This window comes from Aminobacter sp. J41 (assembly GCF_000526635.1).
Taxonomy (GTDB): Bacteria; Pseudomonadota; Alphaproteobacteria; order Rhizobiales; family Rhizobiaceae; genus Aerobium.
This window is the reverse complement of the sequence record NZ_JAGL01000011.1, coordinates 19607-38994: the sequence shown is the minus strand read 5'-3', so window position 1 is coordinate 38994 and position 19388 is coordinate 19607. Positions and strand designations below refer to the sequence as shown.

General features: G+C 62.8%; 18 protein-coding genes. 8 read left to right on the top strand and 10 right to left on the bottom strand.

Annotation, left to right across the window (positions count from 1 at the left end):
* Positions 1-173 precede the first annotated feature (173 nt).
* Entirely contained in the window at positions 174-431 is a 258-nt protein-coding gene (locus L630_RS0109720) for a sel1 repeat family protein (protein WP_024848067.1), read from the top strand.
* 127 nt (positions 432-558) lie between these two features.
* On the opposite strand, the gene L630_RS21270 is transcribed toward L630_RS0109720, so the two are convergent.
* Positions 559-2496 (bottom strand): acetyl/propionyl/methylcrotonyl-CoA carboxylase subunit alpha, encoded by a 1938-nt coding sequence (locus L630_RS21270; protein WP_034329879.1) that lies wholly within the window; start codon positions 2494-2496, stop codon positions 559-561.
* 121 nt (positions 2497-2617) lie between these two features.
* Between L630_RS21270 and L630_RS0109710 the strand changes: the two genes are divergently transcribed.
* Positions 2618-3220 carry a DUF922 domain-containing protein gene (locus L630_RS0109710; RefSeq protein ID WP_024848066.1) on the top strand — a complete coding sequence of 201 codons (603 nt, stop codon included), beginning with the start codon at positions 2618-2620 and terminating at the stop codon, positions 3218-3220.
* A 215-nt stretch (positions 3221-3435) separates the two neighbouring features.
* Positions 3436-4071, top strand: coding sequence for a type B chloramphenicol O-acetyltransferase (catB, locus tag L630_RS0109705; protein WP_024848065.1), 636 nt, complete (start codon positions 3436-3438; stop codon positions 4069-4071).
* A gap of 19 nt (positions 4072-4090) precedes the next feature.
* On the opposite strand, the gene L630_RS0109700 is transcribed toward catB, so the two are convergent.
* On the bottom strand, positions 4091-5293 hold the full coding sequence (locus tag L630_RS0109700) for an NAD(P)/FAD-dependent oxidoreductase (RefSeq protein ID WP_024848064.1): 1203 nt from the start codon (positions 5291-5293) through the stop codon (positions 4091-4093).
* 349 nt (positions 5294-5642) lie between these two features.
* Here L630_RS0109700 and minC point away from each other — a divergent pair, with 349 nt between their 5' ends.
* From minC to L630_RS0109680, 4 genes are read left to right on the top strand one after another with little or no spacing between them, the layout of a single operon-like run.
* A complete protein-coding gene (gene minC, locus L630_RS0109695) occupies positions 5643-6410 on the top strand; it encodes a septum site-determining protein MinC (RefSeq protein WP_024848063.1) in 768 nt (255 codons plus the stop codon).
* A 31-nt stretch (positions 6411-6441) separates the two neighbouring features.
* Positions 6442-7260, top strand: a complete 819-nt coding sequence (minD, locus tag L630_RS0109690) for a septum site-determining protein MinD (RefSeq protein ID WP_024848062.1) — start codon at positions 6442-6444, stop codon at positions 7258-7260.
* Positions 7257-7526, top strand: a complete 270-nt coding sequence (gene minE / locus L630_RS0109685; RefSeq protein ID WP_024848061.1) for a cell division topological specificity factor MinE — start codon at positions 7257-7259, stop codon at positions 7524-7526. Before minD ends, minE begins: the two co-directional genes overlap by 4 nt.
* A 47-nt stretch (positions 7527-7573) precedes the next feature.
* On the top strand, positions 7574-7768 hold the full coding sequence (locus tag L630_RS0109680) for a hypothetical protein (RefSeq protein WP_024848060.1): 195 nt from the start codon (positions 7574-7576) through the stop codon (positions 7766-7768).
* 60 nt (positions 7769-7828) lie between these two features.
* Here L630_RS0109680 and L630_RS0109675 read toward each other — a convergent pair whose 3' ends face one another.
* From L630_RS0109675 to L630_RS0109650, 6 genes are all read right to left on the bottom strand, one after another.
* Entirely contained in the window at positions 7829-9436 is a 1608-nt protein-coding gene (locus L630_RS0109675; protein ID WP_024848059.1) for a carboxyl transferase domain-containing protein, read from the bottom strand.
* Between the two features lie 57 nt (positions 9437-9493).
* Entirely contained in the window at positions 9494-10657 is a 1164-nt protein-coding gene (locus L630_RS0109670) for an isovaleryl-CoA dehydrogenase (protein WP_024848058.1), read from the bottom strand.
* A gap of 4 nt (positions 10658-10661) precedes the next feature.
* On the bottom strand, positions 10662-11267 hold the full coding sequence (locus L630_RS0109665) for a TetR/AcrR family transcriptional regulator (protein WP_024848057.1): 606 nt from the start codon (positions 11265-11267) through the stop codon (positions 10662-10664).
* Positions 11268-11348: 81 nt separating this feature from the next.
* Positions 11349-12461, bottom strand: coding sequence for a pyridoxal phosphate-dependent aminotransferase (locus L630_RS0109660; RefSeq protein ID WP_024848056.1), 1113 nt, complete (start codon positions 12459-12461; stop codon positions 11349-11351).
* Positions 12462-12472: 11 nt separating this feature from the next.
* Positions 12473-13639: a serine hydrolase gene (locus L630_RS0109655; RefSeq protein ID WP_034329876.1), complete on the bottom strand. Its 1167-nt coding sequence runs from the start codon at positions 13637-13639 to the stop codon at positions 12473-12475.
* Positions 13640-13795: 156 nt separating this feature from the next.
* Entirely contained in the window at positions 13796-14815 is a 1020-nt protein-coding gene (locus L630_RS0109650) for a porin (protein ID WP_024848054.1), read from the bottom strand.
* A gap of 332 nt (positions 14816-15147) precedes the next feature.
* Between L630_RS0109650 and L630_RS0109645 the strand changes: the two genes are divergently transcribed.
* Positions 15148-15963, top strand: a complete 816-nt coding sequence (locus L630_RS0109645; protein WP_024848053.1) for a Ku protein — start codon at positions 15148-15150, stop codon at positions 15961-15963.
* A gap of 2 nt (positions 15964-15965) precedes the next feature.
* On the opposite strand, the gene ligD is transcribed toward L630_RS0109645, so the two are convergent.
* A complete protein-coding gene (gene ligD / locus L630_RS0109640; RefSeq protein WP_024848052.1) occupies positions 15966-18464 on the bottom strand; it encodes a DNA ligase D in 2499 nt (832 codons plus the stop codon).
* Positions 18465-18467: 3 nt separating this feature from the next.
* The gene (locus tag L630_RS0109635) at positions 18468-19304 is read right to left on the bottom strand and encodes a Ku protein (protein WP_024848051.1); all 837 of its coding nucleotides are present in this window, start codon (positions 19302-19304) and stop codon (positions 18468-18470) included.
* Positions 19305-19388 lie beyond the last annotated feature (84 nt).

The window sequence follows — 19388 nt, the reverse complement described above, 5'->3', positions numbered from 1 at the left end:
TTCTATCCTTAACGAATTCCAGGGTTTACCTCTTGTTTTGATTTCATTTTCCCGCCGTTAAGCAACCCGTTTAACGGCGGATTCAAGGCTCCACGGCATCCTCGAAGCATCAAAGACAACGGCGGGACACGCCGGAAAATCTGGCTCTCAGAGTTACACAGGGGACTTGAAAAATGGCTCGTTTCGAAGTGCTTGAAGCAGGTATCGGCTCCTCCGCGCAGGCGGACGTTCTGTTCGAACTCGGCATGATGTACGCCACCGGCCGCGACTGCGACGTCGATCTCGTCGCCGCCCACAAGTGGCTCAACATCGCCGCGATCAAGGGATCGGACCGCGCGGCTACCATGCGTGCCGAACTCGCCCTGACCATGTCGAAGATGGACATCGCCCGTGCGCTGCGCGAGGCCCGCGAGTGGATGACCGTCCACTGATTGCGCCGCGCATGGACGCTCCCTTTGTACTGGCAAAGTCGGACGCGCGCGCCGCATCCGGAGGATCGACGAGAACAGCAAGGCCGTAACCGGCAGGAAGCGCCGGTGCGGCCTTTCCGTTACCTGCCTACTGCTCGCGGAAGCGCACCAGCACCGTACCTTCGGTGACCTGCGTGCCCTGAGCCGCGATCGTCTCGATGACGCCGTCATGCGGCGCCGAGATCGTGTGCTCCATTTTCATCGCTTCCAGCATCAGCAGGGCTTGGCCCTTGCTCACTGCGTCACCCTCTGACGCGCGAACAATCTTCACAAGCCCCGGCATCGGCGCGCGCAGGGCATCGCCTCCGGCTGCCTGTGCCTCGGCAAGCTCGAATGGGTCCGGCACGGCGAAGGTGTGGCTGGCGGTTCCCGAAAACACGGTGACGTGCCCCGGCCAGCGGATCGCCTCGCCGTTCTTCTCCTGCAGTGCGAGCGTCGTCGCCAGCGAGCCGACGCGGATGCGCGCGGTGCCGTTGCGGTTGACTGCAAGGTGCGCCGATACTTCCTCCTCGCCGAAGGCGAGCTTCACCTGCTTCTCCAGCGGATGAAAATGCGTGTAGCCGGCCAGCGCCCGCCACGGGTCCTGAGCCGACGGATCGACCGAGACCTCGCCTGCCGCAAGCGCCGCGGCGGCAACGTCGCGGAAGGTCGGCATCTCGGTCTGCGTCAGTTCCGACTGCTTGCGCTCGATCATGCCGGTGTCGACCTCGCCGGCGGCAAAATCGGGGTCACTCGCAAGCGCAGCGAGGAAAGCCGTGTTGACGACCGAACCTGCAATCCGCGTTTTCGTCAGCCCGTCGTAGAGGCAGTTGAGCGCGGTTGCGCGGTCGGCGCCATGGCAGACGAGCTTGGCGATCATCGGATCGTAGTAGGGCGAGATCGCATCACCCTGCCGCACGCCTGTTTCGACACGCACGCCACCGCCCTGCGGGAATTCCAGATGATGCAGCGTACCGATCGCCGGCAGGAAGCTTTTTGCCGCGTCCTCCGCATAGAGCCGCGCCTCGAAAGCATGGCCGTTGAGGGGGATCTGCTCCTGGCGCAGCGGCAGCGGCTGGCCGGCGGCGACCCGGAACTGCCATTCGACCAGGTCGATGCCGGTGATCATCTCTGTCACCGGATGCTCGACCTGCAATCGGGTGTTCATTTCCATGAACCAGAACCGGTCAGGCCGCAGCCCCTCCGAGGCATCGACGATGAACTCGATCGTGCCGGCGCCGGTGTAGTGGATCGTCTTCGCGGCCGTGACCGCCGCTTCGGTCATCGCCGCCCGCATTTCTGCGGTCATGCCGGGGGCAGGGGCTTCCTCGATCACCTTCTGGTGGCGGCGCTGCGCCGAGCAGTCACGCTCGTAGAGGTGGACGACATTGCCGTGCATGTCGCCGAACACCTGCACCTCGATGTGGCGCGGCTTCGAGATGTATTTTTCGACCAGCACCCGCTCGTCGCCGAAGGCAGCCTTCGCCTCGCGCTTGGCTGCCGCCAGCGCCTCGTGAAAATCGTCCGGGTCGTCGACGCGTCGCATGCCCTTGCCGCCGCCGCCCGCGCGCGCCTTGATGAGGACCGGGTAGCCGATTTCCCGCGCTTTGGTTGCGAGCACGACAAGTTCCTGCGCCTCGCCATGATAGCCGGGCACCACCGGCACGCCCGCGCGCTCCATTAGCCGCTTTGCCGCGTCCTTGAGGCCCATGGCGCGGATCGCCTTGGCGGAAGGGCCAATGAAGACGAGCCCGGCGGTCTCCACCATTTCGACGAAGTCTGGGTTTTCCGAAAGGAAGCCGTAGCCCGGATGAATCGCTTGAGCGCCGGTCGAAAGTGCCGCCTCGATGATCCTTTCGGCAACGAGATAGCTTTCGCTGACCGGGGAGGGGCCGATATGCACCGCCTCGTCGGCCATTTCGAGATGCAGAGCTCGCGTATCGGCGTCGGAGTAAACGGCGACGGTAGCGATGCCCATCCTTCGCGCGGTGCGGATGATCCGGCAGGCGATTTCACCGCGGTTGGCGATCAGGACCTTGTCGAACATCGGCTTCTCCCTTTTCTCCAGGTCGCAGAGTAGGGAAGGCTTATCGCCTCGTCCAGCATCGCCGGTTCTTGTGTTTGCGGAAACATCCGGGGCATCTTGGCGGCGATTTTCCGGAGGCCAGATGCTTCGTTTCTTCCGTCCCTTTATCTTCGCCGCCTGCGCGCTCGCGCCGACTTTGGCCATCGCTGCCGACTGGAAGCCGCAGGAACGCGTCGAGCACTACCGCGTCAGCGGCGGCTCGGGCATCGAGCTCTATCGGTCGATCGGCGCGAACGGCCCGCGGGTCGGGCCAGGGAACGTCATCGCCTACACGGATTTCAAGCTGCTCTGGTCGCGCGACTACCGCCCCCAGCCGGACGGCTCCTGCAAGCTGGTCTCGGCGCGGCCCAGCCTCACCATCACCTACCGACTGCCGAAGGCGTCAGGAAACATGCCGGCGGCGACGAAGCGGCTGTGGGAGCGCTTCATTTCGGGAGTCACCGCGCACGAGAAGGTGCACGGCGACATCATTGTCGACATGGTGAAGGAGATTGAAAAGGTCTCGGTCGGTCTCAGCGCGCCGAACGACCCCGACTGCAAGAAGGTGCGCGCCGCGCTGCAGAGCCAGCTGGGCCCGATCTCCGAGCGCCAGCGCGCCCGCAGTCGCGACTTCGACCGCGTCGAGATGAGCGATGGCGGGAATGTGCACCGGCTGGTTCTCGAACTCGTCAATGGCGACCGGTAACCCGAGCAAATCCCGGCTTGCGACGCAGCGCTCCTCGCTCTACAATTTTTCGCATGAAGGCGACGCACTGTACCACCTGCAGCTAGTTCCGGCACCGCGTGCCAGGAACTCACGACCGGCAAGGCTCCGGCCGTTGCCGCTCACCTTCAATTACCCCAAAATCTTAGGACCGACCGCAGGCAGCTGCCTGCCGCAGGTCCGTGCAGGTGGACAACATGACCAACTTTTTCGAGAGCCCGTTCAAGGGCATTCCGCTTGACCGTCAGGTCTCTAACCCGCGCATCAGTGTGGGACGCTACAGCTACTATTCCGGCTACTATCACCGCCACAGCTTCGAGGATTGCGCCCGCTATCTTCTGCCCGACGAGGATGGCGACCGGCTGGTGATTGGCTCGTTCTGCTCAATTGGATCGGGCGCAGCCTTCATCATGGCCGGCAACCAGGGGCACCGCAGCGAGTGGATCAGCACGTTCCCGTTCGCATTTGTGCCGGATGCGCTGGAGTTCGAAGGCGCCGCCAACGGCTATCTCCCCGCCGGGGATACGGTCGTCGGCAACGACGTCTGGATCGGCTCGGAGGCGATCATCATGCCGGGCGTGCAGGTTGGGCACGGTGCGATCATCGGTACGCGGGCGCTGGTGACCCGCGACGTCGAGCCTTACGCGATTGTCGGAGGTAATCCGGCGCGGGTGATCCGCAAGCGCTTCAGCGATGAGGAGATCGAAAAGCTGCTGGAAATCTGCTGGTGGGACTGGCCGGAGGAGGTGCTGAGCCGGGCGATGTCGCTGATGACCTCCAGTGACATCGACGGCCTCTACCGCTTCTGGAAGGCGGAAATAGCCGGCGTCTGACGCGCGAAGGTAGGTGCGGTCACGCCGCGCGTTCGGCGATCGCCGTGCCTGCCGCCCAGCCTGACGACCAGGCCCACTGGAAGTTATAGCCACCCAGCCAGCCGGTCACGTCGACCACCTCGCCGATGAAGTACAGGCCGGGTACGTCCCTGGCCTCCATGGTGCGCGAGTTGAGGCCGGACGTATCGACGCCACCTAGCGTCACTTCCGCGGTCCGGTAGCCTTCGGAGCCGATCGGGAAAATCTCCCAGCCCTGGATCAGCTGGCCAATCTCGGTCAGTTTCTTGTCGCTGGTTTCGCCCAATGGTCCTGACCAGCCATTCGTCTGCGCGAAGTAAGCGGCAAGCCGTTTCGGGAGAAGGTCGCCGAGCGCCGTCGCGATCTGCTGGCGCGGGTTCTGCCGCTTCGCCGCGACAAGCTCAGCCGCAACGTTTATCTCGGGGAGAAGACAGACGCGGATCGGCTGCTTTTCCCGCCAGTAGGATGAGATCTGCAGGATCGCGGGTCCTGAAAGACCGCGATGGGTGAAAAGGAGCGCTTCCTCGAACGAGGTTTTGCCGCATGAGATTCGCGCGCTGGTGGCGACGCCTGCCATCTCGCGAAAGTGCACCAGCATATCTTCGCCGAAGGTGAGGGGAACGAGAGCCGCCCGCGTCTCCGTGACCTCAAGGCCGAACTGGCTGGCGATCTGGTAGCCGAGGCCAGTCGCGCCCATCTTGGGGATCGATTTGCCGCCGCTGGCGACGACGAAATTCCTGCAGCTGATCCGCGCCGCGCCGTCGCCGCCGAGGCTGACGGAAAATCCGCTTTCGGTTTTCGTCACGCTCTCGAGCGTCGTGCGCAGCCGTAGTTCGACGCCGTTCTGCGCCATTTCCGCGGTCAGCATGTCGATGATGTCCCTGGCGGAGTTGTCGCAGAAGAGCTGACCGAGTGTCTTTTCGTGCCAGGCGATGCGGTGCTTCTCGACCATGGCGATGAAGTCATGCTGCGTGAAGCGGCCGAGCGCCGACTTGGCGAAATGCGGGTTGCCGGAGAGAAAATTCTTCGCGCTGGCCCCGAGATTGGTGAAATTGCAGCGGCCACCCCCGGAGATGCGAATCTTTTCGCCCGGAGCCTTGGCGTGATCGATGATGAGGACGCGCCCGCCCTTAGCTGCCGCGTGAATCGCACACATCATACCGGCCGCGCCGGCGCCCAGGATGACAGTGTCGAAGCTCTGGATGTGCATCATTTCCTGCCGGTTGCTGGGCTTTCGGGGGCAACTTCAACGCGCGGGCGATGCCGCAGCAAGGTAGGGGGCAATAGCAGCAAGCTGCCAAAGCCGGAAGACCTGTTGCCGAACGGGCTTCTACGACGCAAGCCTCGGGCAATGGCGGTGCGGTAACATTTCGTTTCAATCGGCCGGTGTTAGCCAAGTGGCTGAAAAGAAAGCGAAAAGATGCGTTGTTCTCGTTTGATTGCAGCTCTGGAAACGGGCGGTTTGGGGCTCCGAGCGGTACCTTCCTAAAGCCTTAATTAACCTTTTGTTAACCAATCCCTCGATACACCGAAGAAACCGAAAATTTACCAAGATGAACGACGTGTTAACTCAACCCAGGCCCATACGCCTCAAGGGGCGGTCCTTCCTTGCCCTTGCGCTGACCCCGGATCTTCCCATCGAAGACTGGTTGGTCAGGCTGGATGATCTGGCGGCTCGCTCGGCAGGCTTCTTCCTGCGCCGCCCCGTCGTTCTCGATCTGACGAACCTTGCCATCGACCGCGAGCAGCTGCGCGAACTGGTGAACCAGCTCAATGCGCGCAATGTGCGCGTGATGGGCATTGAGGGTGCGCGTCCGTCGATTTTAGGTCCCGACCTTCCGCCGGCGATGACCGACGGGCGTCCGGCCGGCGACATCGAGACGCCGGTAGCGTCCGAAGCGGCGCCGAAGGCGAAGGAAGAGAAGGCCGCGGTTGAGGCCGTCGAGGAAGAGCACGAGGTCGTTCCCGTCGAGCTTCCGTCGGTCAAGGTCTCGCCTTCGCTGATGGTTTCGGAGCCGGTCCGTTCCGGCCAGTCGATTTTCTACCCCGATGGGGATGTCACCATCGTCGGCTCCGTCGCCTCGGGCGCGGAGATCATCGCGGGTGGCTCCATCCACGTCTATGGCACGCTGCGCGGGCGCGCGCTCGCCGGCACCATGGGTAACTCCACCGCGCGCATCTTCTGCCGCAAACTGGAGGCAGAGCTCATCGCCATCGACGGTTACTACAAGACAGCCGAGGACCTGGAACAGGATCTGCATGGGCAGGCCGTGCAGATCTGGCTCGAAGGCGAAACCATCAGGACGGGCACACTTGGCTGAGCAGCAGGCAGCCCAACAACAGGAGAGTTCAATGGGCAAGGTAATCGTAGTCACATCGGGCAAAGGCGGCGTCGGCAAGACGACGTCGTCGGCTGCGCTCGGAGCTGCTCTTGCGCAGGGCGGCGAAAAGGTCGTCGTGGTGGACTTTGACGTCGGCCTTCGCAACCTCGACCTCGTCATGGGTGCCGAGCGTCGCGTCGTCTACGATATCGTCAACGTCATCCAGGGCGATGCAAAGCTCACCCAGGCGCTAATCCGCGACAAGCGCCTCGAAACCCTCTACCTGCTGCCTGCCTCCCAGACCCGCGACAAGGATCACCTCACGCCCGAAGGTGTCGAGAAGGTCATCGCCGCCCTCAAGAAGAGCTTCGACTGGGTCATCTGCGACAGCCCGGCAGGCATAGAGCGCGGCGCGACCCTGGCCATGCGCCATGCGGACGTTGCGATCGTCGTCACCAACCCGGAAGTCTCCTCGGTTCGCGACTCCGATCGCATCATCGGCCTGCTGGACTCCAAGACCCTTAAGGCCGAGGCCGGCGAGCGGATGGAAAAGCACCTGCTGCTGACCCGCTACGATCCGGCCCGCGCCGCGCGCGGCGACATGCTCAAGGTCGACGACGTCCTCGAGATCCTGTCGATCCCGCTCCTCGGCATCATCCCGGAGAGCATGGACGTTCTGCGCGCCTCGAACGTCGGCGCGCCGGTCACGATCGCAGACGGCTCCAGCGCGCCGTCGCGTGCGTATTTCGACGCTGCCCGCCGACTGAAGGGCGAGGAGCTCGAGGTCACCGTTCCGGGCAATGAAAAGCGGGGCTTCTTCGGCAAGATCTTCGGAAGGAAAGCGGCATGAACCTGTTCCGCATATTCTCCCGTCCACCCTCATCCGCACCGGCCGCCCGCGAAAGGTTGCAGGTCCTCCTCGCACATGAACGGGCAGTCGTCGGCGGCGATTCCGATCTGGTCGCGAAGCTGCGCGACGAGATCCTCCGCGTGATCCAGAAGCACATGAAGATCGACCAGGAAAAGGTCAGTGTGACGATGGAGCGCGGCGACCAGATGTCGACCCTCGCGGTCGATATCGAAATTCCGTTCAAGCCAGGCAAGAAGGCCGCCTGAGCCGACGGAAGTCCCCGTAACGCCTGCAGTCAAGGAAAGGGATTGCCATGACCCGACTCGCACTTCTCGAGAGGCTGAAGGAAGTCCAGCAGCTACCCCGTTACCAGGGCCGCGACATCACCACGATCAGCGCGGTTCTCTCGAACCAGGCGCTCCTGCGTCATGTGGAACAGTGCGAGGAAGCGGCTGGCATCTCACCGCGCACGGACGCTTTATCCGAGCAGGCGCACGGTAACGCCTGATATCCGATCCCTGGACGGGCGCTCTTCGCAAGAGGGGCGCCCGTTTTGATTCGGACTCAATTACATCCGGAATACGCCGAATTTCGTCTCGCCGATCGGCGCGTTGAGTGCTGCCGACAGGCTGAGCGCCAGCACGTCGCGGGTGCGCGCCGGGTCGATGATGCCGTCGTCCCACAGCCGTGCGGACGAATAGAGCGGATGTCCCTCGCGCTCGTATTTTTCCAGGATCGGCGCGCGGAACGCCGCTTCCTCTTCGGCTGACCATGAGTCGCCGCGCCGCTCAATCCCTTCGCGCTTGACCAGTGCCAGCACGGTCGCCGCCTGTTCGCCCCCCATCACCGAAATGCGCGCGTTGGGCCACATCCACAGGAAGCGGGGCGAATAGGCCCTGCCGCACATGCCGTAATTGCCTGCGCCGAACGAGCCACCAATGATGACGGTGAGCTTCGGCACCTGTGCGGTCGCCACCGTCGTCACCAGCTTGGCGCCGTCCTTGGCGATGCCTCCGGCCTCGTATTTGCGCCCGACCATGAAGCCGGTGATGTTCTGCAGGAAGATCAGCGGGATCTTGCGCTGGCAGCACAGCTCGATGAAATGCGCGCCCTTAAGCGCGCTTTCCGAGAAAAGCACGCCATTGTTGCCGATGATGCCGACGGGCATGCCGTAGAGGTGCGCAAAGCCGGTGACGAGCGTCGTGCCGTAGTACTGCTTGAACTCGTCGAACTCCGAGCCATCGACCAGCCGCGCGATCACTTCGCGGACATCGTATGGCTTGCGCAGGTCCGACGGGACGACGCCGTAGATTTCTTCCGGGTCGTATAGCGGCGGTCGCGGCGTGGTCAGTTTCAGGCTTATGTTCTTGCCGCGGTTGAGGTTCTTCACGATCTGCCGGACGATCGCCAGCGCATGGCGGTCATCAACCGCGTAGTGGTCGGCAACGCCGGATTCGCGGGTATGCAGGTCCGCGCCGCCCAGTTCCTCCGCCGTAACTTCCTCGCCAGTCGCCGCCTTCACCAGCGGCGGGCCGCCAAGGAAGATCGTCGCCTGGTTCTTCACCATGATGGTTTCGTCGGACATGGCCGGGACATAGGCCCCTCCCGCCGTGCATGAGCCCATTACGCAGGCGATCTGCGGGATGCCTGCCGCCGACATGTTGGCCTGGTTATAGAAGATGCGCCCAAAATGCTCGCGGTCAGGGAACACCTCGTCCTGATTGGGCAGGTTCGCGCCGCCCGAGTCGACCAGGTAGATGCAGGGCAAGTTGTTCTGCATCGCGATTTCCTGCGCGCGCAGGTGCTTCTTCACTGTGACCGGGTAGTAGGTGCCGCCCTTTACCGTCGCGTCGTTGATGACGATCATGCATTCGGCGCCCTCGACGCGGCCTATGCCCGCGATCATGCCGGCCGAGGAAATATGCTCGCCATACATGCCCCACGCTGCGAACTGGCCGATCTCGAGGAAGGGCGACCCGGTGTCGATGAGCTGCGCCAGCCGCTCGCGGGGCAAGAGCTTGCCGCGCGACATGTGTCGTTCGCGCGCCTCATCCGGCCCGCCTCGCTCAACGACGGAGGCCTTGTCGGCGATGTCGGCAACCAGCGCCTTCATCGCTTCCGCATTGGCCTTGAACGCATCGGAAGAGGTAGACAGCTGCGAGTGTAGTGTCGGCATCGTATCCTCTTGGAGTCGCCGCTGAGTGTGGCCGCTAAAGGCGGGAAGGGGAAGGGGTCAAACCGCTTCCGACATGATCTCCCGTCCGATCAGCCAGCGCCGGATCTCGCTCGTGCCGGCGCCGATCTCGTAGAGTTTGGCGTCGCGCAGCAGGCGGCCGGTCGGATACTCGTTGATGTAGCCGTTGCCGCCCAAGAGCTGGATCGCGTCGAGCGCGATCTGCGTCGCCTTCTCGGCAGCATAGAGGATGCAGCCGGCGGCATCCTTGCGCGTCGTCTCCCTGCGGTCGCAGGCGGCCGCCACCGCGTAGACATAGGCGCGGCACGCATTCATCGTCGTGTACATGTCGGCGAGCTTGCCCTGCACCAGCTGAAACGCGCCGATCGGCTGGCCGAACTGCTGCCGTTCCTGGACGTACGGGACGGCCACGTCCATTGCCGCCGCCATGATGCCGAGCGGCCCACCGGACAGCACGACGCGCTCATAGTCGAGGCCTGACATCAGCACCTCCACGCCGCGGCCTTCCTCGTGCAGCACGTTTTCGAACGGCACCTCGACGTCCTCGAAAACGAGCTCGCCGGTGTTCGAGCCGCGCATGCCAAGCTTGTCGAGTTTCTGCGCAACCGAAAAGCCCGGCATCGTCTTCTCGATGATGAAGGCGGTGATGCCTCGCGAATTCTTCTCCGGGTCGGTCTTGGCATAGACGACCAGTGTGCTCGCCTCCGGGCCGTTGGTGATCCACATCTTGGTGCCGTTCAGCACGTAGCGGTCGTTCTTCTTCTCCGCGCGCAGCCGCATCGACACGACGTCCGAGCCCGAGCCGGGTTCGGACATGGCAAGGGCGCCGACCGCTTCGCCGGTGCAGAGCGGCGGCAGATATTTTTCCTTCTGCGCCACCGTGCCCCAGCGGTTGATCTGGTTGACGCAGAGGTTCGAGTGCGCGCCGTAGGAGAGGCCAACCGAAGCTGACGCCCGCGAGATCTCCTCCATCGCCACGACATGGGCGAGATAGCCCATGCCAGTGCCGCCATAGTGCGGATCGGCGGTAATGCCGAGCAGGCCGAGCTCCCCCATCTCCCTCCAGAGCGGCGCCGGAAAGTCGTTGCCGGCATCAATTGCGTCAGCCTGCGGCGCGATCCGGTCCTGCGCGAAGCGGCGTACCGTCTCGCGAAGCGCATCGATTTCTTCGCCCAGGCCGAAATTCATGACGTGGTCATACATCGGCTTACTCCCTAGCTTCCCGTGCTCCGACGAGGCGCATGGTCATTCGGTGGTAGGTAGTCGTGACTTCATTCACGGAAAGGCGCTCGTCCGGCCTGAACCAGACGATCACACCGGTGATCATCTGGATGATCGCCATGGCGGTCAGAGTGACGTCGTCGACGGTGAACGATCCGTCGGCCGCGCCCTCGCGCAGGATCTGCCGCAACTCCTTTTCGTAGGTGTTGCGCATCTTGAGGATCGCGCTGAGGCGCTGCGGCGACAGAGAGCGCAGCTCCATGTTGTTGACGTGGGTGGAGTGGCGGCGCTCGACATGGAAGTGGATGTGGTTGCGCACGAACGCGGTCAGGCGTTCCGGCGCGGATGCGCCCGTTGGCGCCGCCTCTGCCCAGCTGGCGAGCAGCTGCTCCATGTGCTCGCGCATCAGCGCAAACAGCAGGTCTTCCTTGGTCGGGAAATAGCGGTAGAGCGAGGCAGCCTGCACGCCGACTTCGGCCGCGAGCTGGCGCATCGACATGGCCTCGTAGCCGTGCCGCGCGATCAGGCGAGCCGCCGCCTCCCGGATCAAGGCTTCCGTGCGCTCACCGTCCGAGCCAGCTGTTCGTGCCATTCTGTCCTCCTAAGGACAGAATGAAACGAACGTTCAATTAATTGCAAGCCCATAGCCAAACGCTACACCAAATGGTGGTGTTCAGCTCTTTGATGCGGCTTCGAGCGCGGCGGGAAGTTCGGCCTCAAACACGTCGAGTTCAGCCGCCGGACCGACGGAAATGCGGATGCAGCGGTCCTGGATCGGAGACATTGGCTTGCGCACGAACACGTCCCGGGCGACCAGCTCCTGCAGGACGCGCATGGCAAAGGCACCGTCGTGACCACAGTCGATTGCGACGAAGTTGGTGGCTGAGGGTAGGGCGACGAGGCCGTTGGCAGCGGCGATCCTGCCGATCCGCTCGCGCGCATCGGCGACCTGCAAGATGACGGTTTGCAGATACGCCTGGTCCTCCAACGCCGCATGCGCGGCAGTCATCGCCAGCCGGTTCATGCCAAAGTGATTGCGGATCTTGTCGAACGCGCTGATCAGGTTCTCCTCGCCGATCGCGTAACCCACACGCATGCCGGCAAGGCCGTACGCCTTCGAGAACGTGCGCATGCGGATGACGTTCGGCCGGGAGACGTCGATCGCCGGGATCGAGGAGGCCGGCGCAAACTCGCAATACGCCTCGTCGAGCACCAGCAGCGTCGTCTCCGGGAGTTGCTCGATCATCCGGTTGATCTCGTCCGCTTCCCACCAGGAACCCATCGGGTTGTCGGGGTTGGCGAGGTAGACGAGCGGCGCGTTTTCCTTGCGCACAGCGTCGAGCAGGCTCTCGGGGTCTTCCTTGTCATTGACATAGGGGACAGTGACCAACCGGCCGCCGAAGCCGGCAACGTGATAGTTGAAAGTGGGATACGCGCCGAGCGAGGTCACGACCGGCAGGCCTTCCGAGATCATCAAGCGAACAAGCAGGCCGAGCAGGCCGTCGATGCCGCCGTCAATGACGATGTTTCTGGTGCCGACGCCGAGGTGCTTTGCCAGCGCGCCCTTCAGCTCATGATGCTCCGGATCGGCATACATCCAGACGCCGTCAGCGGTTTCGCGGATCGCCGCCTTCACCTTCGGCGAGGGACCGAACCCATTCTCGTTGGCGCCGATACGCGCGCGGAAGGCGCGACCGCGGGCGCGCTCCTGCGTCTCCGGTCCGACGAAGGGAACCGATGCTGGCAGGGACCGGACGAGGGGGGTGAAGGAAGGGCGAGCCGTCATGACGAACCTACTTAGAATGCCTTGGCGATCTGCGAGAGGATGTGGATTTCGAGTGCCGTTTCATCATCGTCGCTGGGCGCGGGACGGGATGAGGTCTTGGCTATGATGACACGATTGGTTGGGTCGACCCATAGCCACTGGCCGTGAATGCCGACGGCGGCGAAGCTCCCGCGTTCATCACCGACATCGTACCAGCACGAGCGGTAGCGGCCGTTCGCGAACATGTCGGCGAAATTGCCGTCGACCCAAGCCTGGCGGTCGCCGTTGTTGCGCAGGTCCTCGATCCAGTCGGCGGGCACCACCTGCTCGCCCTGCTGGTTGCGTCCGCAGTTGAGGACGAGCAGGCCCATGCGAGCAAGGTCGCGTGTCGTCATGCAGATGCCACCTGCCGCGCGCGCGGTGCCGACCCGGTCGACGGTCACATAGGTCATGCCCTTGGCACCCATCGGCCGCCAAAGCTTCTCGGCGAGGTATTTATGGAGGCGCACGCCCGTCGCGCGCTCGATGACGAGACCGAGGAGGTCGGTATTGGGTGAGGCGTAGTAGAAGCGCTTGCCGTGCGCGTTGTTCGGCGTGCCGATGCTCGCCAGGAACTGTTCCATCGTTTCCGGCGTCGTTTCAGGGCGCTCGGGGTTCCAAAGCATCGCCCGGCGGTAGCGGTCGAACGCGCCGCCGTCATCGAGATACTCCTCGTCGAAGTCGATGTCGGCGGTCATGTCGAGGAGGTCGCGCACGCGCGCGGTGGCATAGCCAGAGCCCTGCATCGACGGCACGTATTGCGGCACCAGCGCGTCAGGATCGAGTTTGCATTCGCCGGCGGCAATACCGGCCAGCAGACCGGTCACAGACTTCGAGATCGAGAAGACGAGATGCGGCCGCGAAGCATCCGCGGTTTCCTTCAGCCACTCGGCTATCACCTTGCCGTCGCGCATGACGACGAGATGGTCGGTGTGCGAACGATGCATGTGGTCGAGAGCCAGGATCGCCGAACCGTCGCGGTCTGCTAGTTGCAACTCCGGCAGAATGCCTTCGCCGGGGGAGGGCTCTTCGCCGCCGGTGCCCGTGGAAACCATCGCTACAGGGACGAACTCCGCCACATGCTGGAAACTGTACCGGCTGGCGGGATTGGTCCGCCAGTTTGCGAGAGTGATCTGCGAGCGCGCCGGAATCTCAATCATCGTTCTCACGTTCCCCATTCTGCGCGGGTGATAGGAGGGAGCCGGCTGCGTAAGTCAAGCGGCAAGTGACCTTAGCCTGGCTGCCCGCTGTCAGCCGCACAAACAAAAAACCCGGCAGTTGCCTGCCGGGTTTTCCGAACGATCCTGAAGGATCGATTAGAAGTTGCGCTGGAAGCGCAGGAAGCCGATCGTCGACTCGGTCGAGGACTCGTAAGCAACTTCCGGGGTGATGGTCAGGCCGTTGACCGGGGTCCAAGCCAGGTTCACAGCGGCGTTCCACTCCTCGGTGTCGAGGTACTGGAAGTGACCGTTGAGGGTGACCTTGTCGGTCAGACCAGCGCTGACGCCAGCGAGGACAGCCCACTCAGCCTGGTTGCCGCCAGTCCACGGAGCGTCGTTGAGGCTGTACATGCCAGCAACGTCGTCATCAGCATACATGCCGTGCAGGCTGAACGAGATCGCCGGGGTGAAGTTGAAGCCGATACCAGCGCGGGCAGCGAACTGCTCAACGAAGGTGTCATAGGCAACTGCGCCAGCAACCCAGCCCCAATCCTGGGTGTAGCTCACGCCGCCTTCAACGCTCGGGTGGAAGTCGTTGTCGTTCGGGTTCTCGACGACAGCTGCGACGAAGGAGAAGCCGTTGCCAGCGTTGTAGGTGTAGCGCAGCTGGCCGGTGTTGGCGCCGCCGTAAGCACCTTCGTGGATGGTCGGGCCAGCCCAGAAGCCGAGGAACTCGTAGAACGGCGTGTCGGTCTTACCAACGAGGAAGCTCGAGGTGCCGTTGTCGAGCGAGATGTAAGCGTGCTCGAGAGCGGTGCCGGTGCCGTAGAAGGTCGAACCGCTAGCCCAGTCGAAGAGAACCTGAGCGTGCGAGGTCAGCGTGCCCCACTCGGTCTGGTTCTTCGCGGTGAAGGTCGGAGCGAAGCGAGCCAGCTTGTCGAAGGCGTAGTCCGAACCGTCCGGCTTGACGTAGTTCATCTGGTAGCGGAGGTAGCCGCCGATCTTCAGGCAGGTCTCGGTGCCCGGGATGTAGAAGTAGCCGGTGCCGTAGGTATCGCAGATGCGAACATATTCCATCGGCTCTGGCTCGGCGACGACGATCGCGTCAGCTGCCTGCGCGCCGGAAACTGCCACGATGGCGGCAGCAGAGCTGATGAGAAGCCCCTTGATGTTCATGTGTGTCTCCACTCGTTCAAAAATGACGACCGCTATCTGGTCGAATACCGCGGACCGAGCTGTCCCCCTGTCCTAGGCAAATCTGTCGATGATTTGCGGATTCGTTTCAACTGAATTGCGCGCCGGGCGCAACCTGCGGATGTTCGTACCGGGTGGGGTGTGGCGAAAATGATACGACTCTGTGTCGCGAACGTGCGCATTGCGACACAATTGCCGCTTTGCTGGGCGAAATGCTCAATAATTAACGCGCGTTAACGGTCAGGTTTCAAGCATCACTGTGGAACAAATTGTGGCACCACGCGTTCCGCAGTGAGTTTGAGGTAGTCGAATCGATGGCGCCAAGAAGCTTCTGGAAGGGGTATTTACGCCTCTCGCTTGTGACCTGCCGGGTTGCAATGGCGCCGGCAACGACGGCGAGCGAGAAGGTCACCTTCCGCACGATCAACCGCAAGACCGGCCACCCGATCGAAAGCCGCTATGTGGATGAAGCGACCCGCAAGCCAGTGCGCGATCAGGATCTGCGCAAAGGGTATCCGCTTGCCGAGGACAACTTCGTCCTGCTTGAAGACGAGGAATTCGATGCGGTGGCACTTGAAAGCACCCGCACGATCGACATCGACATGTTCGTCCCTCGTGACGACATTTCCTGGATCTGGCTGGACACCGCTCACTATCTGACGCCCGACGACAAGATCGCCGAAGAGGCTTTCTCCGTCATCCGTGATGCGATGGCGGCGAGTGAGATGGTGGGAATTGCCCGGCTTGTTCTCTACCGGCGCGAGCGCGCAGTGATGCTGGAGCCGCGCGGCAAGGGGATCGTCGTTTGGACCCTCCGCTACGGCGACGAGGTGCGCGATGCCGAAGAATATTTCTCCGACATCGACAACTCGAAACCGGATCCGAAGGCGCTCAAGCTGATCGAGACCCTGATCGAAGAGCGGAAGACGGAGTGGGAGCCGGCACTGGTGCAGGATCCGGTGCAGAAGCGTCTGAAGGCACTGATCGCGTCGAAGAAGCGCAAGCAGGGCAAGGCCACTCCGAAGAAGACGAAGGAGACGCCCGCACCCACGGCCACCAATGTGGTGTCGATCATGGATGCACTGCGCAAAAGCGTCGAGGCGGAGAAGAAGAGCGGCAAGCCGAGGTAAGGCTATCTGCGGCGCGTGCCTTTGCGCTTCGTTTCCAGTGGAACCTGTGCGGCGCGAAAATCACCCCAGGGATCGCCCGTAAGATTCGCCACGCGGGCAACCGCGTTTGTCACCGAAAAATGCGAAGACCTGATCGATGGGTCGAGCTCATCCCATGAAAGCGGCATCGACACGGTCGCGCCATTTCGCGCTCGGCTGGAATAGGGAGCAATCGCTGTTGCGCCCCGTGAATTGCGCAAATAGTCGACGAAAATCTTGCCCTTCCGCTGCGCCTTCGATGCCTTGGCGATGAAGAGGTCGGGATTGTCGCTCTCCATGCTGTCGGCAATCGCGCGTGCAAACTCCTTCATCTCCTCCCATCCTGCCTTGGGTTTCAGTGGTGAGACGATATGCAGCCCTTTGCCGCCGGTAGTTTTGACGAAGGCGTTGAGGCCGGCATCCTCCAGTCGCTGCTTCACTTCGCGCGCGGCATCCAGCATTACCGTCCACGGCACGGCGTCGTCCGGATCAAGATCCATGACGATCTGGTCAGGCTTTTCGAGTTCCGTCAGCGTCGCCTGCCAGGTGTGGATTTCGAGCGCGCCACCCTGAACGAGACCGGTCAGGCCGTCGAGACTGTCGATGGCGATGATGGTGTTGTCGTCGCTGTCGTCTTTCGGGTCGACCGCCTTCAAAATCTCTCCACTCATCCCTTTCCAGCCGTGCTTCTGGAAGAAGCATTGCTGCGCGGTGCCACCGGGGCAGCGGAGTAGAGCAAGCGGCCGGTTGATGATATGCGGGGCCATGAAGCGCCAGACTTCGGCGTAGTAGCTCGCAAGCCCTTCCTTCGTGACGCCGACATCCTTCCAGTAGACGCGGTCGGGGTGCGTGAGGGAGACCTTGGACTTTGGCCTGGCAGGCGTCTTCTCAACAGGCGCTATTCCACCCTCGCGAACGACTTCTTTCGCCGGCTTGTCCTCGCGAATGCCGCGGAACGCGGCGTGGCGGAGATTCCCGTCGGCCGTCCAGGCGCGAAACTCGACCTCGGCTACGAGTTGCGGCTTCACAAAGATTGCGCCACGGCGCGCTGCCGCGTCCAGCTTCCCGGCAAATGGCGAGGTCTTCTGCTCCAGCTTCGCGAGGCGCTTGTAGAAGTCCTCGGCGACGTTGCGGCTGAAGCCTGTGCCGACACGGCCCACATGCTGCAACTCGCCATCGTCATAAACGCCCAGCACCAGCGAGCCGATCGCCTTTTGTGAGGTGGTTGATGGCACGTAGCCGGCAATCACGAACTCCTGCCGCTTCGCGCATTTCGACTTGATCCAGTCCTTGTTCCGCCCCGACTGGTATTTGGCGTTCCCCTTCTTCGAGACCACCCCTTCGAGGCTCAGTCGGCAGGCGTGCCGAAGCACCATCTCGCCGTCTTCTTCAAAGTGCTCGCTGTAGCGAATGCGCTCAGCGACGTCTTTCACCAGCGCTTCCAGTGCTGCCTTGCGCTCGAGTAGCGGAACGCCTTGCAGGTCGCGGCCGTCCAGGTAAAGCAGGTCGAAGACAAAGAAGATGAAGCGGTCGCTGCGACCCTCGCTGAGATCCGCCTGCAGCGATGAAAAATCGGATGCGCCGCCTGCGCCCTCGACGACGAGTTCGCCGTCGATGATGGCCTGTTCGCAGGACAAGGCGCTGAGCGCATTCGGCACTTCCTTGCCAAACTTTTCCGTCCAGTCGAGCCCGCTGCGGGTCAGCAGCTGTACCTTGCCCTTGTCGATCCGCGCCTGCAGCCGGTAGCCGTCGAACTTGATCTCGTGGATCCAGCCCTTGCCTGACGGCGCCTGCGGCTTCAGAGTCGCAAGCTGCGGCGCGATGAAGTCCGGCATCGCGGACTTGCGGCCCTTCTGCTTAGGCTGCGGTGCCTTCTTTTTCTCGATCTTGCCGGTCTTGGATGACCAGCCCGGCTCTTCGCCCGCCACGTCGGCAATCTCGCGGCCGGTCAGCACCGATTCCGGCCGCTCCTCGAGAATGTCGGCGTCGCCTTCCTCGCGGGCAAACTCATCGTCTGCCTTGATCAGCAGCCAGTTGTCGCGCTTCTCGCGTGGGCGCTGCGGCATCCTGACGAGGTGCCAGCGGCCCTGCAACTTCTCGCCGTGCAGCTCGAGTTCGAGATGGCCCTTGGCCATTCCCTTCTTCGCATCATGGACCGGCGTCCAGGTGCCCCGGTCCCAGACGATCACCGTTCCGCCGCCATATTCGCCCTGCGGGATCGTGCCCTCGAAGGACCCGTATTCCAGCGGATGATCCTCGACGTGCACCGCCAGGCGCTTCTCAGAGGTCACGAGGCTCGGGCCGCGCGTGACCGCCCAACTGACCAACACGCCATCCATCTCCAGACGGAAATCGTAGTGCAGCCGCCGCGCATCGTGCTTCTGGATCACGAAGCTGTTGCCCTTTGCAGCCTTGGTTGCCTTCCCCTTTGGCTCCGGCGTCTTCTTGAAGTCGCGCTTCTGCTGGTAGGTTTCGAGCGCCATGGATTAGCTCGCCTTGCGCTTCTTTTCAGGTGCCGATTTCGTTTTCGTTTTGCCCGCGGGCTTGTTTGCGAGCTTCGCGCTTTCGCGCAGCGCCGCCATCAGGTCGATAACCTTTCCTTCGGGCTCCTTCTTCGGCAGCTTGATCTCGCGGCCCTCGGCCTTGGCCTTCACCAGCTCCGCCAGCGCCGCGTCATAGCGATCATCGAAAGTGGCGGGATCGAATTTCCCACTCTTGGTTTCGATGATGTGCTTGGCGAGATCCAGCATCTCGCCCTTGATCTTCAGGTCCGGCAGGTCGTCGAACGCCTTTTCTGCAGGCCTGACCTCGTAGTCAAAGTTGAGCGTGTTGGCGAGCATGCCGCGCCCGCGCGGCTGGATCAGCACCGAACGCACGCGCCGGAAAAGCACCGCGCGCGCAAGCGCGGCCACCTTCTTCTTGCGCATGCCCTCACGGATCAGCGCGAATGCATCTTCTGATTCCTGGTCGGCGGGCGTGAGAAAGTAAGGCTTGTCGAAATAGGTGGTGTCGACCTCGTTGCAGGGGATGAAACTTTCGATCGACAGCGTCTTGTCACCCTGCGGTGTCGCCTCAGCGATCTCCTCGGGCTCAAGGATGATGTAGTTGTTCTTGGCCGTTTCGTAGCCTTTCACCTGATCTTCGCGCGGGACCGGCTTGCCGGACTGTTCGTCGACATATTCGCGGCGAACGCGGTTGCCCGTCTTCTTGTTGACCATGTGAAAGGAAACGCGCTCGGAAGTCGTCGCCGCCGAATAAAGCGCGACGGCGCAGGAAAGCTCATCGATGCTCAGGAAACCCTTCCAGATCGCGCGTATCGCCATGGAGACCTCCCTCGGTTCCTCCGCATGAACACGCAGCCTCCGGCAAGGTTCCGCATCTTCGAAACCCACGATGTCACATGTGGG

Bases quoted from the DNA above. Each gene is read 5' to 3' on its own strand.
- L630_RS0109635 (WP_024848051.1), bottom strand. From the start codon at position 19,304: ATGGCGATACGCGCGATCTGGAAGGGTTTCCTGAGCATCGATGAGCTT.
- L630_RS0109650 (WP_024848054.1), bottom strand. From the start codon at position 14,815: ATGAACATCAAGGGGCTTCTCATCAGCTCTGCTGCCGCCATCGTGGCA.
- L630_RS21270 (WP_034329879.1), bottom strand. From the start codon at position 2,496: ATGTTCGACAAGGTCCTGATCGCCAACCGCGGTGAAATCGCCTGCCGG.
- minD (WP_024848062.1), top strand. From the start codon at position 6,442: ATGGGCAAGGTAATCGTAGTCACATCGGGCAAAGGCGGCGTCGGCAAG.
- L630_RS0109660 (WP_024848056.1), bottom strand. From the start codon at position 12,461: ATGACGGCTCGCCCTTCCTTCACCCCCCTCGTCCGGTCCCTGCCAGCA.
- L630_RS0109655 (WP_034329876.1), bottom strand. From the start codon at position 13,639: ATGATTGAGATTCCGGCGCGCTCGCAGATCACTCTCGCAAACTGGCGG.
- minE (WP_024848061.1), top strand. From the start codon at position 7,257: ATGAACCTGTTCCGCATATTCTCCCGTCCACCCTCATCCGCACCGGCC.
- L630_RS0109680 (WP_024848060.1), top strand. From the start codon at position 7,574: ATGACCCGACTCGCACTTCTCGAGAGGCTGAAGGAAGTCCAGCAGCTA.
- L630_RS0109675 (WP_024848059.1), bottom strand. From the start codon at position 9,436: ATGCCGACACTACACTCGCAGCTGTCTACCTCTTCCGATGCGTTCAAG.
- catB (WP_024848065.1), top strand. From the start codon at position 3,436: ATGACCAACTTTTTCGAGAGCCCGTTCAAGGGCATTCCGCTTGACCGT.
- L630_RS0109710 (WP_024848066.1), top strand. From the start codon at position 2,618: ATGCTTCGTTTCTTCCGTCCCTTTATCTTCGCCGCCTGCGCGCTCGCG.
- L630_RS0109665 (WP_024848057.1), bottom strand. From the start codon at position 11,267: ATGGCACGAACAGCTGGCTCGGACGGTGAGCGCACGGAAGCCTTGATC.
- ligD (WP_024848052.1), bottom strand. From the start codon at position 18,464: ATGGCGCTCGAAACCTACCAGCAGAAGCGCGACTTCAAGAAGACGCCG.
- L630_RS0109670 (WP_024848058.1), bottom strand. From the start codon at position 10,657: ATGTATGACCACGTCATGAATTTCGGCCTGGGCGAAGAAATCGATGCG.
- minC (WP_024848063.1), top strand. From the start codon at position 5,643: ATGAACGACGTGTTAACTCAACCCAGGCCCATACGCCTCAAGGGGCGG.
- L630_RS0109720 (WP_024848067.1), top strand. From the start codon at position 174: ATGGCTCGTTTCGAAGTGCTTGAAGCAGGTATCGGCTCCTCCGCGCAG.
- L630_RS0109645 (WP_024848053.1), top strand. From the start codon at position 15,148: ATGGCGCCAAGAAGCTTCTGGAAGGGGTATTTACGCCTCTCGCTTGTG.